This is a genomic window from Paenirhodobacter huangdaonensis (assembly GCF_004022465.1).
Taxonomy (GTDB): Bacteria; Pseudomonadota; Alphaproteobacteria; order Rhodobacterales; family Rhodobacteraceae; genus Rhodobacter; species Rhodobacter huangdaonensis.
Genome location: NZ_SAVA01000003.1, coordinates 295,721 through 308,931, shown reverse-complemented (window position 1 = coordinate 308,931; position 13,211 = coordinate 295,721). Strand labels below are relative to the sequence as shown.

The following is a 13,211-nucleotide window of genomic DNA, read 5'->3' as shown; positions in this document are numbered from 1 at the left end:
GGGCTTGGCAAGCGGCCCTGTCCCGGCGCAGAACGGGGCAGGGCCGGCGCACGGCCACGGAGGCAAGCATGAGCGACACGATCTTCATCCTGAACGGGCCGAACCTGAACCTGCTCGGCCAGCGCGAGCCGCAGATCTACGGCCGCGAGACGCTCGCCGATGTCGAGGCGCTGTGCGCCGCCGAGGCGGGAACGCGCGGGCTCAAGGTGGTGCTGCGTCAGACCAACCACGAGGGCGAGATGATCGACTGGGTGCACGAGGCGCGCCATGCCGCGGCGGGCATCGTGATCAATCCGGCCGCCTGGACCCACACCTCGGTCGCGCTGCTCGACGCGCTGAACGCCTATGAGGGGCCGGTGATCGAGGTGCATATCTCGAACGTGCACAAGCGCGAGGCCTTCCGCCATCACTCCTATGTCTCGCTGCGCGCCGATGGTGTGATCGCGGGGCTCGGGATCGAGGGCTATGCGCTTGCCACGCGGCGGATCTGCACGCTTCTGGGGCGGCGCTAAGCCCGCCGGACGCCTTCGGAACTCCGCCGTCGGGTCAAGATTTGGCCGCAATCCGGCGCAAGCCTGTCTTCGGACATCCCTGACGGCGGGAGGACGGAACGATGCGCAGCCTGATGAAACTCTTCGGCCTCTTCCGCGAGGACGAGGCCGATGCGATCCTCGAGGCGCGGCTGTGTGCGCTGGGCCGGCAAAGCCATCGCAAGCTCGCCCATCACGCCCCGGTCTCGCCGTTCCGTCCGGGCCGCCTCTCGGCCTGAGCTCAGAAGTCGACCTCGACGCCGGGCAGCCGCAGCTCCTTCATCAGCTCGCGCAACTCCTGCCGCGCCGCCACGTTCGAGATGTTCAGGTTCTCGACCCCGAGGTCGCGCAGATCAAGCAGGGTAAGCCCGCGCGGGAACAGCTCGCGGAAGATCACGCGCTCGGAAAAGCCCGGAGCCACGCGGAAGCCGATGCGCTTCGACAGCTGTTCGAGCGCCGCGCCGACCTTGCGCTTGTTGTGCATCTGCTGGGCGCCGACGCGGTTGCGCAGCACGATCCAGTCGATCGGCTTCAGCCCGGCGCGCGCGCGCAGCTGCCGCGCCGACCAGACCATTTCCGAATAGATCGAGGGGCCGAGAACCTTCGAGGTCTCGGGGTCGATCCGCGCCAGCAGGTCGAAGTCGATGAAGCTGTCGTTGAGCGGCGTGATCAGCGTGTCGGCGAGCGAATGCGCCACCTGGCTCAGCCGGGTGTGCGAGCCGGGGCAGTCGATCAGGATGAAGTCGCACTCGGGTTCCAGCTCGGCCACTGCGGCCGCGAGGCGGTGGTCATAGGGGTTCTCGCCCGGCGCAAGGCTTTCGGATTCGGCCTCGGGCAGGTCGCGATATTCGGGGGTGGGCAGATCGAGCCCCTCGCGGGCGAGGAAGGCGCGGCGGTTCTCGACATAGCGGCCGAAGCTGCGCTGGCGGATGTCGAGATCGAGTGCCCCGACCCGGTGTCCCATCCGGCACAGCGCCGTGGCGACATGCATGCAGGTGGTCGACTTGCCGGAACCGCCCTTCTCGTTTCCGGTCACAATGATATGCGCCACGTTCTTCCCCCGGGTTCTGACGCGCCTGGCAGGGCGCTGATGGTCAGATTCGGGCTAACCAAGGTTCCGTCCTGGCGCAAGGGGATGTTGGCGAATGTGCCGGGGCGTGGCGCTGCTGCCCGGCACTGGCCACGAAAAAGGGCGCCCGAGGGGCGCCCTTTCCGGTTTCCGCAAGCGGCGGGGCTCAGAAGCCCAGGCCGGCGTACTTGTTCTTGAACTTCGACACGCGGCCGCCGGTGTCCATCAGACGGGCATTGCCGCCGGTCCAGGCCGGGTGCGAGGTCGGGTCGATGTCGAGCGACATGACTTCGCCTTCCTTGCCCCAGGTCGACCGGGTCTGATACTCGGTGCCGTCGGTCATCTTGACGGTGATGAAGTGGTATTCGGGATGGATTTCGGATTTCATCGGTCCGCTCCTCAGGCCTTGGCTTTGTAGGTGGTGTCTTCGGCGATACGGGCCGATTTGCCGCGACGGTCACGCAGGTAGTAGAGCTTCGCACGACGCACACGGCCACGACGGACGACCTCGATCGAGTCGATGTTGGTCGAATAGAGCGGGAACACGCGCTCGACGCCTTCGCCGAAGGAGATCTTGCGCACGGTGAACGAGGCGGCGAGGGTCGAACCGCCCTTGCGCGCGATGCAGACGCCTTCATACATCTGCACACGGGTGCGGGTGCCTTCGGTCACCTTGAAGCCGACGCGAACGGTGTCGCCGGCCTTGAAATCCGGAATGGTCTTGCCGAGGGCGGCGATCTGTTCCGCCTCGAGTTGCGCGATCAGGTTCATCGCATGTCCTTTCGTTGCTTGCGGTAAGCCCGCAAAGATGTCGCCGCCCGAGAGCTCCGGTCTTCACTCGGGTCCGCTGGCCTTCATCTGGGAAGGGGCGCCCGCCGGAGGATCGTTCGTCTTTTGCTGTCCTTCCCCGCGCGTGCCCCATGTGAACGCCGAAGCAGACGGTCACAGGCAACGGGCAAAGGGTCCGAGAGCCGATTCCGGTCCGGACGGCGCGTCATACGGTCAAACGGCCAACGGATCAAGGGGGAAGTGGGGGAGGGCGATGGCCTCTTCCCATCCGAGGCCCGCCGCACAGGGCCGCGGCGTCAGACTTCGATCACCACAGATGCCGCGCTGCGCCGGGCCTGTCCCTGATACACCGCCTCGATGTTGTTGCCATCGGGATCGAGAACGAAGGCCGCATAATATTCGGGATGGTAGGGCCGCAGGCCGGGGGCGCCGTTGTCGCGCCCGCCATGGGCGAGGGCAGCGCGGTGGAAGGCGTCGACGGTGGCGCGGTCTCGGGCCTGAAAGGCCAGGTGCTGGCGCCCGGTCAGCACGCCCGAGGCGGTCGGGCTGTCGAGCGCCGATACCACCAGCTCGTCTGCGAAGAAGCAGCCATTGCCGGTGTCGGTCACGGCGATCCCGAGTTCGGCGAGAACGGCCCTGTAGAACTCCGCACTCGCCGCAAGGTCGCGGACCACAAGCTGGACGTGATCGAAAAGCCGGCCACGATGCAATCGAATGGGGCTCATGTTGTCCTCCCCCTGGAAATCGGGCGCGCACGCCCCCCATTCATCTTGCCCCAAATACCTCGGGGGGCCGAGGCATTGCCTCGGCGGGGCAGAGCCCCCGCGCGGCCTGTCCCGCGCGCGCCGTGTGGCATCACTTGCCGAACTTCTCCCACAGGTCGGGCCGCCGCTCCCTGGTCAGCGCCTCGCTCATCGTGCGCCGCCATTCGGCGATCTTCTTGTGATTGCCCGAGGTCAGCACCTCGGGGATCGCACGGCCCTCCCATTCGGCAGGGCGGGTGTATTGCGGATGCTCCAGCAGCCCGTTCGAATGGCTTTCCTCGACCGCGCTCTCGGCATTGCCCAGAACCCCCGGGCGCAGCCGCACGATCGCGTCGAGGATCACCTGCGCCGCCAGCTCGCCGCCGGTGAGGACGAAATCGCCGATCGAGACCTCCTCGATCGCGTAATGCTCCAGCACCCGCTCGTCGACGCCCTCGAAGCGGCCGCACAGGATGGTCATCCCCTCGGCGGCGGCAAAGCGGCGCGCGTCGGCCTGGGTGAAGGGCTTGCCGCGCGGGCTCATGAAGATCACCGGCCATCTTTCGCGGTCGGCGGGCGTGCCCGCGGCCGCGGTATCAAGCGCTGCCGCCACCACATCGGCGCGCAGCACCATGCCGGCGCCGCCGCCCGCGGGGGTGTCGTCGACGTTGCGGTGCTTGCCAAGGCCGAAGGGGCGCAGGTCGATGGTCTCGATCGACCACAGCCCCTCGGTCATCGCCTTGCCGGTCAGGCTGAGGCCCAGAACGCCCGGGAAGGCCTCGGGGAAGAGGGTGACGATCTTCGCGCGCCAGCCGGCGGCGGGCTCGTTCACCTCCTCCATCAGGTCGCGCGGCCGCAGCTTGCCACCGGCGAGCGAGGTGACGACATGACGCCGGCCGAGCGCGCGGGTGGGGGCATCCGCCGGCACCTCGGCCTCGGCGAGGTAGCTCGTCGAGTATTTCTCGGCGCCCTTGCCGACGCGGCGGGGCGCGGGCGGGGGCTCTGGGGCCGCTTCGGGGGCGTTCTCGTCGGAGCCGGTGTCGGTGCTCATGCTTGTTCCTCGTTCGGCGCGCGGGTGCGGCGCGCGCGGGCCCAGATCCGGGCCATCATCCGTTGCTTGACGGCCTTCGCTGCCTCGCGCCCTTCAACCCTGCGGTTAATCCGGGCGAAGCGATTGGCAAGGTGCAGCCGGTCGACGTGCGGCGGGCGGGCGTTCACCCGCGGCATCGCCTGAAACGCCTGCCGCTGCGCCGCGGGCCAGCCCATCAGGTCGAGAAGCGGGCCAAGCGGCCCCTCTGGGCCGGTCATCTCCTCAAGCGGCGCGATCTGCACCGGCACGGCCGCGACGGCCGCGGCGATGGCACGGGCCTGCGCGCCAAGGTCGGTATGGCCGCGCATCCGCCGCGCGAAGGCGCCGAAGCGCTCGTCGACCAGCCCGCCGCGCACCAGCTGCCAGTGCAGGCTTTCAAGCCAGTCGGCGCTGTCGCGGGTGGACAGGTGCAGCGTCACCGCGATGTTTGAGCCAAAGGCCGCGCGCAGCACCTCGACCAGCGCCACCGCCAGATCGGGGCCGGCGGAATAGTCGCGGGCACCGCCGGGTGGGCCCGGGATCTCGCCCATCAGCGACTCGCAGCTGAGCAGCAGCCCCTCGGTCCCGGCAAGCTCCAGCGTCTCGATCCAGTCGGCCAGCGCCTGCTGGAACAGGCCCAGATCGAGCGGGTCGCGGCGCAGTGAATAGGCGCGCGCGGCCGCGGCGGCATCCGGGAAATCCTCCTCGAGCCCGATCTGCCAGAGGGGGGCCAGATCGGCCCGGCACGTGCGCAGCGCGCGCTGCACGCTCGAGGTGCCGGTCTTGTGAAAGCCCGGGTGGATGATCACCCGTTGCAGCGTCATTCGAGTTCCTCGGGCGGGTCGGCGATGATCCGTCCGGCCTTGAGATCGACGGTGGGCACCACGGCGCGGGTGAAGGGCAGCATCAGCGTCGTCTTGCGGCCGGGCGCGAAGATCTCGAGGATGTCGCCGGCGCCGAAGTTCTGCACCGCGCGGACCTTGCCGATCTGCACCCCGCCCGCGTCGAAGACCGGCAGGCCGATCAGGTCGGTGTGGTAGAACTCGTCATCGGGCAGCGAGGGCAGGCGGTCGCGGTCGGCCCAGAGCGTCGCGCCCTTCAGCGCATCGATCTCTTCCTTGGTCGCAAGACCGGTCAGCCGCGCGCCCATCCCGCCCGTCACCGGGCGCGTCAGCGTCACCGTGAAGCTGCGCGCGCCATCCTCGAGCCAGAGCGGCCCGTAGGTGGCGATGTCCTCGGGGGTCGAGCAAAAGCTTTTCAGCCGCGCCTCGCCCTTCACGCCGAAGGCTCCGGCGATGGCGCCGACGCAGACGCGATCCTCTTTCGTCATCGGGGGCCTCCTTGTGCAACGGGCCGGGCATCCCTGCCCGGCCCGCCTGTCTTAGCCGAAATCGGGCCTTGGGCCAGATTATTCTTCGGCCGGAGCGGCGGCCTTGGCGGCCTTCTCCTCGGCGCGTTTCTTCGCCTTGTCGCCGGGCTCGGCCTTCTTCATGTTCTTGCGCTCGGTCTTCGCGACGACGCCGGCGGCTTCCAGGAAGCGGGCGACGCGGTCGGTCGGCTGGGCGCCCTGGGCGAGCCAGTACTGCACGCGCTCCATGTCCATCTTGACGCGGTCTTCGCTGTCCTTGGCGAGCAGCGGGTTATAGGTGCCGAGCTTCTCGAGGAAGCGGCCGTCGCGCGGCATGCGCGAGTCGGTGGCGACGATCGCGTAGTGCGGACGCTTCTTCGAGCCGCCGCGGGCGAGCCGGATCTTCATAGCCATGGGGTATCTCCTTCAGATGGCTGGGTGCGGGCAGATGCCCGTCATTTCTGCAATTGCTCGTGATGCCGGATCACTTCCGAGATCACGAAGTTCAGGAACTTCTTGGCGAATTCGGGGTCGAGATCGGCCTCCTTCGCCAGCATTTCGAGCCGCGCGATCTGCTGCGCCTCGCGCGCGGGATCGGCGGGGGGCAGCGCGTGCTCGGCCTTGAGCCGGCCCACCGATTGCGTGTGCTTGAACCGCTCGGCCAGCGTGAAGACGAGGATCGCGTCGAGCCGGTCGATCGAGGCGCGATGCTCCTTCAAGAGCTCGGCGGCGCGGGTGACGGCATCGGTCATGCGGCCATCTCCTTCAGCTGGGCGGCCGAGGGGTGGCGCCAGACGTTCATCATGCCGTGGCGCTCGTGCTGGAAGGTGCCCTCGAGCACCGCGCCAAGGCGCTGCGCCACGCGCGCCGACTGTTCGTTCGCCAGCCGCGTCAGGCTGACCACGCTCGACATCCCGAGGGTGTCATAGGCATAGGCGCGGGCGGCGCGGCCGGCCTCGGTCGCATAGCCGCGGCCCTCGAAGCCCTCGTAGAGGTCCCAGCCGATTTCCGGGCCGAACCAGCCTTCGGGGTTGAAGATGCCGGCCATGCCGACGATCTCGCCGCTCGCCTTCTCGACCACGCTCCAGCGGCCATAGCCGCGCAGCGCCCAGTGCCCGATCTCCATCGCGAGCGAGCGCCACGCCTGCTCGCGCGAGCACGGGCCGCCGACGAAGCGCGAGCGCTCGGAGGCGTAGAAATCATACATCGCCGGCAGGTCGTCCGTGCCCGGTGCGCGCAGCACCAGACGGTCGGTCTCGATCACCGGGATGTCGAGCAGGATCGTCATTTCTTCTTGCCCATCAGCCCGGACAGACCGCCCGGCAGGCCCATGCCGCCAAGCCCCGGCATCGACGGCAGGCCCTTCATCTGGCCAAGCGCCTTCGCCGCCTCTTCCATCTTCGCCGGGTCCATGTCGCCGGCGTCGGGCAGCCCGCCCATCTTGCCCTGCATCGCGGCCATCGCCTGCTTCAGCATGCCGCCCTTGCCCATCTTGCCGAGCTTCTTCATCGTGTCGGCCATCTGCCGGTGCATCTTCAGCAGCCGGTTCAGCTCGGCCACGTCAAGGCCGGCGCCGGCGGCGATGCGCTTCTTGCGGCTGGCCTGCAGCATTTCGGGATGAGCGCGTTCCTGCTTGGTCATGGCGCTGATCAGCGCGATCTGGCGGCGGATGGCGCGGTCGGAGAAACCGGCCTCCTCGGCCTGCTTCGCCATCTTGCCCATGCCCGGCATCATCTGCATCACGCCCTGCATGCCGCCCATCTTCAGCATCTGCTCGAGCTGGGACTTCATGTCGTTCATGTTGAAGAGGCCCTTCTGGAACCGCTTCATCATGCGTTCGGCCTGCTCCTTCTCGAAGACCTCCTGGGCCTTCTCGACGAGCGCGACGATGTCGCCCATGCCAAGGATGCGGCCGGCGATGCGCTCGGCCTCGAAGGTCTCGAGCGCGTCCATCTTCTCGCCGAGGCCGACGAAGCGAATGGGCTTGCCGGTGACCGCGCGCATGCTGAGTGCCGCACCGCCGCGGCCGTCGCCGTCCATCCGGGTCAGAACGACGCCGGAGATGCCGACCTTGTCCTCGAATTCCTGCGCCACCTCGACCGCGACCTGGCCGGTGAGGCCGTCGACGACAAGGAGGGTCTCGCGCGGGGAAACCGCATCGCGGACCTGTGCAACCTCGTCCATCAGCACTTCGTCGATGTGCAACCGGCCCGCGGTGTCGAGCAGGTAGACGTCATAGCCGCCGAGCGTCGCCTGCTGCTTGGCGCGCCTGGCGATCTGCACGGCGTTTTCGCCGGCCACGATCGGCAGCGTGTCGACGCCGATCTGGGTGCCGAGAATCGCCAGCTGCTCCATTGCCGCCGGGCGGTAGATGTCGAGCGACGCCATCAGCACGCGCTTCTTCTCGCGCTCCTTCAGGCGGCGGGCGAGCTTTGCCGTGGTGGTGGTCTTGCCCGAGCCCTGCAGGCCGACCATCAGGATCGGCGCGGGCGGGTTGTCGATCTTCAGCGCGTCGGCCGGGCCCTCGCCCGCAAGCATCGCGATCAGCTCGTCATGGACGATCTTCACCACCTGCTGGCCGGGGGTGACCGATTTCGTCACCGACGCGCCGGTGGCCTTGCCCTCGACGCGTTTGACGAAGTCGCGCACCACCGGCAGCGACACGTCGGCCTCGAGCAGCGCGGTGCGGACCTCGCGCAGCGCTGTGCGCACGTCGTCGGCCGAAAGCGCACCCTGTTTCGTCAGGCGCTCGAAGACGCCGCCAAGGCGCTCGGAGAGATTCTCGAACATGGCCATCTCCATCGGGGCACCGGCGAACCGGCACGACAAACGTAAAGCGCACCAGTGGGCGCAACGCGCTGACTGGTGGCGATCCCCGCCTCATGCGGGGACCGGAGGGATCTGCCTCCGGGGAATCTGCGGCCTTCTAGGCGAAAAGCCCCCCGGAGTCAACCGAGGGGCCTCGAGCCGGTTGGGAGAACCGGCAGGTCCTCCGCGCCCCGATCCCGTGCAGAGCACGAAGCCGGGCGGGGCGCGGCGACCGAATCAGGCGGCGAGCTGCGCGATCTGCGCATCGGCGCGGGCGAGCGCCGCGGCCTCGTCGACCGCCACGCCTTCGGCGGCGACGACGGTCACATCGGTGATGCCGATGAAGCCCAGAACCTGTTTGATGTAGGGGGTGGCGAAGTCATAGCCCGACCCGGCCGGCACGCCGCCCGAGGCATAGGCGACGATCACGCGCTTGGCACCGGCAAGGCCCTGGGGACCGGCTTCGGTGTAGCGGAAGGTTTCGCCGACGCGGCAGACCATGTCGATCCAGTGCTTGAGCGGGCCGGTGACGCCGAAGTTGTAGACGCCGCAGCCGATGACGACGGTGTCGGCGGCCTTCAGCTCGGCGATCAGCGCGTCGGAGAGGGCGAGCGTCGCCTTCTGCGCGTCGGTGCGGTTTTCGGCTGGGGTGTAGGCGGCGCCGATCCAGGCACCGTCGATCGCCGGGATCGCGGTGCAGTCGCGCACGGTCAGGTCACCGCCGACCTTGGCGGCCACTTTCGCGGCGATCTTGTGCGAGACCGACATCGGCCCCTTGATGGAGGTTTCGAGAAGCAGGGTCTTGGTCATGGGGAGGACTCCGGGGTGTTTGCTGTTGCGGCAAAGAAATGCGCTTGCGCCCCTGAACTCAATCGTCATGATTGCGCAGTGATTGTTCGCGGGTGAACAGATGAATTTCGACAATTGGGATGAGATCCGCACCGCCTATCAGGTGGCGCGGGTGGGCACCGTATCGGGTGCGGCCGAGGTGCTGGGGGTGCACCATGCAACCGTGATCCGCCATGTCGACGCGCTCGAGGAGCGGCTCGGCACCAAGCTGTTCCAGCGTCACCCGCGCGGCTACACGCCGACCGAAGCCGGGCTGCAGCTGCTCGCCGTGGGCCAGGCGACCGAGGACCAGTTCTCGCAGCTGGCGGCGCGCATCGCCGGGGCGGGGGAGGAGGTCTCGGGCGAGCTGATCATCACCTCGCTGCCGACGCTGACCGGGATCGTGCTGCCGGCGCTGGCGCAGCTGATGATCGACCATCCCGGGCTGCGGCTGCGCTATCTGACCGATCAGCGCGTGTTCCGTCTGGAATATGGCGAGGCGCATGTGGCGATCCGCGCCGGCGGTCGTCCGACCGAGCCCGACAACGTGGTGCAGCCGCTTGGCGTGAACCGCGTCGCGCTCTATGCCTCCGAGGCCTATCTGGCGCGGATGGGCCGGCCCGCGTCGATCGACGACCTTGCCGGGCATCGCTTCGTCGGTGCCGAGAACCGCGAGAGCCGGGCGCCGTTCTTCCGCTGGCTCGCCGCGAACCAGCCGGCGGATTCGGTGGTGTTCATGGCAAACGATCCCGAGAGCCAGGCGGCGGCGGTGCGCGACGGCATCGGGCTTGGCTTCCTGCCGGTGATCGAGGCGCGGCGCGATCCACGGGTGATCGAGGTGATCGCGCCGATCCCGGAGTGGGAATCGTCGCTCTGGCTTGTCACTCACGTCGATCTGCATCGCACGCCGAAGGTGCAGGCGGTGCTGAAGGCGCTGAAGACCGTGGCGGCAAGCTGCGGCGCGCTGGACGCGCCGCAGGGCTGATCAGCGCGCCGCCGCAGCGTAATGCGGCTTGCCCTCGGCGGTGGCGGCGGCAGCCCCCGCGGCATGGGGCGCGGCGTGCCGGGCGTGCAGCGCCGCCGCCTGCGCCCGGTCGGACTGCTTGATCCGGTCGCGGATCCAGGCCAGGGTCCAGAGCGCGGCGAGCCCGCCGAGGATCAGCACGCTGTCCTGACCGAAGCCCGCCGGGTGCACCTGCTTCACCGCCTGCGCGAAGATCGCAAGCACGGTGCTGGCGGCGAACACCTGCAGCCCGTGCCGGCCGAGCAGCCGCACCGGCGCCATCGCCTTCGAGGCGGCAAAGCGCGGCACGCCCCAGGGCAGCGACAGCAGATAGGCGAGCGCGATGAAATGCGCGAAGCGCGGCAGCGAGACATAGGTCTTGTCGAACTCGACCAGGAAGAACGGCACGCCGAGGTCGCGCAGGTGGTGCACATATTCGCCGACGCCGGCCTTGATCGTCTCCGACTTCACCCAGACCAGACAGATCGCCACCCAGATCGCGGCGACCCAGATCAGCCAGCCCTTCAGCGGCGCGAAGCGGTGGCCGTGGCGCAGCGCCAGCCCGGTGAGGATGCCGAAGGAGAAGATCATCTGCCAGGAGAAGGGGTTGAAGAACCAGCCCCCCTCCTGCGGGAAGTTCGGCAGGTCGAAGCGGAAGAGGCCGCTGAGCGCCCAGAAGCCGATGCTGAACAGCAGCAGCAGCAGCGGGCTGCGCTGGCCGAGCCGGATCAGGAAGGGCGCGCCCAGCATCAGCACCGCATACATCGGCAGGATGTTGACGTAGCCGAGCTGATGGCCAAGCGTGGCGATGCCGATCATGAAGGCGAGCGGATCGCTGCCCATCACCTGATAGCCCTGCTGTCCGAGCATCACCGAGCTGCCGAACCACAGCGCCGCGCCCGAGACGATGGCGATCGCCCAGATCGTGGTGAACATGTGGGTGAGATAGAGCGTCCAGGACCGGCCCCAGCCCTTGCGGACGGCGGCCCAGTTCAGCCCCTGCTTCATCTTCGGCCCATAGGCCAGCGCGGCGGCGCAGCCGGACATGAAGACGAAGCCCTCGGCGGCGTCGGACAGGCCGAAGTTGCGCGAGGTGAAGTTCTCGTAGACGGTGCCCGGCACGTGGTTGATGTAGATCATCAGCAGGCTGAGCCCGCGGAAGAAATCAAGACGGGGGTCGCGCGCGCCCACGGGCAGCGCCGACCCCGCAGCGGGGGACATCTCAGGCATGGGTCTTCTCCGGCGCCACGGCCGAGGCGGCCGGCGCGTCTTCGGGGGCGAGCGCAGCGGTCCAGCGCTCGAGGATCTGGTCGTGCAGCACCATCACCGGGGCCGGCGCATATTCGGTGGGCACGCCCATCAGCCGCCCCTTCGAGGGCAGCGAGGACCAGCGCAACAGCGCCGGGGCGAAGATCATCGGCACGCCAACGGGCAGCAGCCACAGCAGCAGCCCGGGCGCGAAGGCCCAGGTCGCGGCCAGGCCGACGGTGCCGATGGTGACGATCCAGTGCGAGGCGGCAAAGCTTTCGCCAAGCGTCAGGGTGCCGTCGCCGCGGTTGTTGGTGGGCCAGCCGCCGTCGCGGCCGAGCAGCACCTGAAACACCGAGCGCGTCGCATACATCAGCAGCACCGGCGCGGTGAGCGAGGAGAAGGCAAGCTCGCCCAGCGTCGACAGGAAGGCGAGCCGCGCGCCGCCGAAGCCGTTCGCGCGGCCGGTGAAGGCGGCGCGGGTGGCGATCAGGATCTTCGGCAGCAGCAGCAGGCCGAAGATGCCGATGGCGAGCGAGATCGCCTTCGAGGCCTCGGACGGCGGGAAATAGGGGAAGGGCCAGTACGGGATCGGGAAGTAGTCGGGCGGCGGGGCGAGGATCGGCGCGGCGATCGAGGCAAGGATGAAGCCCAGCCAGAACAGCGGCGCGATATAGGCCATGATGCCCTGCGCGAAGACGAAGCGCGACCAGGCCCGCAGCCCGGGCGCGCCGATGATGCGCGAATGCTGCAGGTTGCCCTGACACCAGCGCCGGTCGCGCTTGGCGTGGTCGACGATGTTCTCGGGGCCTTCCTCGAAGCTGCCGCCGAGGTCATCGTCAAGCCGCACGATCCAGCCCGCACGGGCCAGCATCGCGGCCTCGACATAATCGTGGCTCATCACATGGCCGCCGAAGGGCGGCTTGCCGCGCAGTGCGGGCAGGCCGCAGCTTTCGGCGAAGGCGCGCACGCGCACGATCGCGTTGTGGCCCCAGAACGGGCCGGTCTCACCCTGCATCATCGCAAGGCCCCGCGCGAAGATCGGCGAGAAGAACGAGGCCGAGAACTGCATCGCGCGGCCAAAGCGCGAGCGGGCGCGGATCACCTTCGGCAGGGTCTGCAGCAGGCCGAGACGCTCCTCGGCCTCCATCCGGCGGATCATCGACAGGATCGTCGCGCCTTCCATCAGGCTGTCGGCATCGAGGATCACCGCATAGTCATAGGCGCCGCCCGAACGGGTGATGAAGTCCTCGATGTTGCCGGCCTTCTTGCCGACGTTGTTCTCGCGCCGGCGATAGAAGAAGCGGCCCATGCCGTTGCGGTCCTCGACGAGGTGCTTGAACAGCACCAGCTCGCGCCGGGCGATGGTTTCGTTGCGGGTGTCCGACAGGATCGCGAAATGGATCTGCGCCGGGTCGCCCGTCTCGCGCAGCGAGGCCTCCATCGCGGCGACGCGCGAGAAGGTGGCGAGCGGGTCCTCGTTGTAGACCGGCATCAGGATCACGCTGCGGCCACGGATCGGCGCGGCCGGGTCATGCGCCGGCGGATGGGCGAAGGAGGTCAGCCCGATCAGCGCCTGGATCGCGCCCCAGGCGAGCCACAGCGTCGAGATCAGGATCAGCAGCGCGCGCAGGATGTCGAGCGTGTCGAGCCCGTCGGCATCGCCGAACTGCAGGAACAGCACGAAAGCCCCCAGCCCCGCAACGAGGCTGAGGCCCACGGCCAGCGAGCGCAGGGCATAGAGCCCCGCGCGCGAGATGCTTGTGCGGTTCATGT

General features: G+C 68.6%; 17 protein-coding genes. 3 read left to right on the top strand and 14 right to left on the bottom strand.

What is annotated here, in order from left to right:
• Window positions 1–68: 68 nt before the first annotated feature.
• Together aroQ and EOW66_RS20340 are read left to right on the top strand one after the other, a co-directional pair.
• Complete coding sequence (aroQ, locus tag EOW66_RS07065; protein ID WP_128155717.1) at window positions 69–512, top strand: type II 3-dehydroquinate dehydratase; 444 nt, start codon at window positions 69–71, stop codon at window positions 510–512.
• Between the two features lie 101 nt (window positions 513–613).
• Window positions 614–769: a hypothetical protein gene (locus tag EOW66_RS20340; RefSeq protein WP_164881053.1), complete on the top strand. Its 156-nt coding sequence runs from the start codon at window positions 614–616 to the stop codon at window positions 767–769.
• Window positions 770–771: 2 nt separating this feature from the next.
• Here EOW66_RS20340 and EOW66_RS07060 read toward each other — a convergent pair whose 3' ends face one another.
• The 12 genes from EOW66_RS07060 to EOW66_RS07005 all read right to left on the bottom strand — a co-directional run bounded on the left by EOW66_RS07060 (window position 772) and on the right by EOW66_RS07005 (window position 9,166).
• Window positions 772–1,581 carry a division plane positioning ATPase MipZ gene (locus EOW66_RS07060; protein ID WP_113899896.1) on the bottom strand — a complete coding sequence of 270 codons (810 nt, stop codon included), beginning with the start codon at window positions 1,579–1,581 and terminating at the stop codon, window positions 772–774.
• 184 nt (window positions 1,582–1,765) lie between these two features.
• On the bottom strand, window positions 1,766–1,987 hold the full coding sequence (gene rpmE, locus EOW66_RS07055; protein ID WP_113899895.1) for a 50S ribosomal protein L31: 222 nt from the start codon (window positions 1,985–1,987) through the stop codon (window positions 1,766–1,768).
• Between the two features lie 11 nt (window positions 1,988–1,998).
• Window positions 1,999–2,370 (bottom strand): 50S ribosomal protein L19, encoded by a 372-nt coding sequence (rplS, locus tag EOW66_RS07050; RefSeq protein ID WP_113899894.1) that lies wholly within the window; start codon window positions 2,368–2,370, stop codon window positions 1,999–2,001.
• Between the two features lie 314 nt (window positions 2,371–2,684).
• A complete protein-coding gene (locus tag EOW66_RS07045; protein WP_239017533.1) occupies window positions 2,685–3,104 on the bottom strand; it encodes a VOC family protein in 420 nt (139 codons plus the stop codon).
• Window positions 3,105–3,243: 139 nt separating this feature from the next.
• On the bottom strand, window positions 3,244–4,182 hold the full coding sequence (gene trmD / locus EOW66_RS07040) for a tRNA (guanosine(37)-N1)-methyltransferase TrmD (protein WP_239017526.1): 939 nt from the start codon (window positions 4,180–4,182) through the stop codon (window positions 3,244–3,246).
• Window positions 4,179–5,024 (bottom strand): hypothetical protein, encoded by an 846-nt coding sequence (locus EOW66_RS07035; protein ID WP_128155715.1) that lies wholly within the window; start codon window positions 5,022–5,024, stop codon window positions 4,179–4,181. Before EOW66_RS07035 ends, trmD begins: the two co-directional genes overlap by 4 nt.
• The gene (gene rimM, locus EOW66_RS07030) at window positions 5,021–5,530 is read right to left on the bottom strand and encodes a ribosome maturation factor RimM (RefSeq protein ID WP_128155714.1); all 510 of its coding nucleotides are present in this window, start codon (window positions 5,528–5,530) and stop codon (window positions 5,021–5,023) included. The genes EOW66_RS07035 and rimM overlap by 4 nt, the downstream gene beginning before the upstream one ends.
• A gap of 78 nt (window positions 5,531–5,608) precedes the next feature.
• On the bottom strand, window positions 5,609–5,962 hold the full coding sequence (gene rpsP, locus EOW66_RS07025) for a 30S ribosomal protein S16 (protein WP_113899889.1): 354 nt from the start codon (window positions 5,960–5,962) through the stop codon (window positions 5,609–5,611).
• A 41-nt stretch (window positions 5,963–6,003) separates the two neighbouring features.
• Window positions 6,004–6,300: a chorismate mutase gene (locus EOW66_RS07020; protein WP_128155713.1), complete on the bottom strand. Its 297-nt coding sequence runs from the start codon at window positions 6,298–6,300 to the stop codon at window positions 6,004–6,006.
• Entirely contained in the window at window positions 6,297–6,836 is a 540-nt protein-coding gene (locus EOW66_RS07015; RefSeq protein ID WP_128155712.1) for a GNAT family N-acetyltransferase, read from the bottom strand. Before EOW66_RS07015 ends, EOW66_RS07020 begins: the two co-directional genes overlap by 4 nt.
• The gene (ffh, locus tag EOW66_RS07010) at window positions 6,833–8,338 is read right to left on the bottom strand and encodes a signal recognition particle protein (protein WP_128155711.1); all 1,506 of its coding nucleotides are present in this window, start codon (window positions 8,336–8,338) and stop codon (window positions 6,833–6,835) included. The genes EOW66_RS07015 and ffh overlap by 4 nt, the downstream gene beginning before the upstream one ends.
• Before the next feature lie 255 nt (window positions 8,339–8,593).
• Window positions 8,594–9,166: an FMN-dependent NADH-azoreductase gene (locus tag EOW66_RS07005; RefSeq protein ID WP_128155710.1), complete on the bottom strand. Its 573-nt coding sequence runs from the start codon at window positions 9,164–9,166 to the stop codon at window positions 8,594–8,596.
• A 100-nt stretch (window positions 9,167–9,266) separates the two neighbouring features.
• On the opposite strand from EOW66_RS07005, the gene EOW66_RS07000 reads away from it, so the two are divergent.
• Entirely contained in the window at window positions 9,267–10,169 is a 903-nt protein-coding gene (locus EOW66_RS07000) for a LysR family transcriptional regulator (protein ID WP_128155709.1), read from the top strand.
• On the opposite strand, the gene EOW66_RS06995 is transcribed toward EOW66_RS07000, so the two are convergent.
• Together EOW66_RS06995 and mdoH are read right to left on the bottom strand one after the other, a co-directional pair.
• A complete protein-coding gene (locus tag EOW66_RS06995) occupies window positions 10,170–11,417 on the bottom strand; it encodes an OpgC family protein (RefSeq protein WP_128155708.1) in 1,248 nt (415 codons plus the stop codon). It lies immediately after the preceding gene.
• Window positions 11,410–13,209 (bottom strand): glucans biosynthesis glucosyltransferase MdoH, encoded by a 1,800-nt coding sequence (mdoH, locus tag EOW66_RS06990; RefSeq protein WP_128155707.1) that lies wholly within the window; start codon window positions 13,207–13,209, stop codon window positions 11,410–11,412. The genes EOW66_RS06995 and mdoH overlap by 8 nt, the downstream gene beginning before the upstream one ends.
• Between the last annotated feature and the right edge of the window lie 2 nt (window positions 13,210–13,211).

Excerpts from the sequence above, each read along its gene's own strand:
- aroQ (WP_128155717.1), top strand. The coding sequence starts at position 69 with ATGAGCGACACGATCTTCATCCTGAACGGGCCGAACCTGAACCTGCTC.
- EOW66_RS20340 (WP_164881053.1), top strand. The coding sequence starts at position 614 with ATGCGCAGCCTGATGAAACTCTTCGGCCTCTTCCGCGAGGACGAGGCC.
- rpmE (WP_113899895.1), bottom strand. The coding sequence starts at position 1,987 with ATGAAATCCGAAATCCATCCCGAATACCACTTCATCACCGTCAAGATG.
- rplS (WP_113899894.1), bottom strand. The coding sequence starts at position 2,370 with ATGAACCTGATCGCGCAACTCGAGGCGGAACAGATCGCCGCCCTCGGC.
- trmD (WP_239017526.1), bottom strand. The coding sequence starts at position 4,182 with ATGAGCACCGACACCGGCTCCGACGAGAACGCCCCCGAAGCGGCCCCA.
- EOW66_RS07035 (WP_128155715.1), bottom strand. The coding sequence starts at position 5,024 with ATGACGCTGCAACGGGTGATCATCCACCCGGGCTTTCACAAGACCGGC.
- rimM (WP_128155714.1), bottom strand. The coding sequence starts at position 5,530 with ATGACGAAAGAGGATCGCGTCTGCGTCGGCGCCATCGCCGGAGCCTTC.
- rpsP (WP_113899889.1), bottom strand. The coding sequence starts at position 5,962 with ATGGCTATGAAGATCCGGCTCGCCCGCGGCGGCTCGAAGAAGCGTCCG.
- EOW66_RS07020 (WP_128155713.1), bottom strand. The coding sequence starts at position 6,300 with ATGACCGATGCCGTCACCCGCGCCGCCGAGCTCTTGAAGGAGCATCGC.
- EOW66_RS07015 (WP_128155712.1), bottom strand. The coding sequence starts at position 6,836 with ATGACGATCCTGCTCGACATCCCGGTGATCGAGACCGACCGTCTGGTG.
- ffh (WP_128155711.1), bottom strand. The coding sequence starts at position 8,338 with ATGTTCGAGAATCTCTCCGAGCGCCTTGGCGGCGTCTTCGAGCGCCTG.
- EOW66_RS07005 (WP_128155710.1), bottom strand. The coding sequence starts at position 9,166 with ATGACCAAGACCCTGCTTCTCGAAACCTCCATCAAGGGGCCGATGTCG.
- EOW66_RS07000 (WP_128155709.1), top strand. The coding sequence starts at position 9,267 with ATGAATTTCGACAATTGGGATGAGATCCGCACCGCCTATCAGGTGGCG.
- EOW66_RS06995 (WP_128155708.1), bottom strand. The coding sequence starts at position 11,417 with ATGCCTGAGATGTCCCCCGCTGCGGGGTCGGCGCTGCCCGTGGGCGCG.
- mdoH (WP_128155707.1), bottom strand. The coding sequence starts at position 13,209 with ATGAACCGCACAAGCATCTCGCGCGCGGGGCTCTATGCCCTGCGCTCG.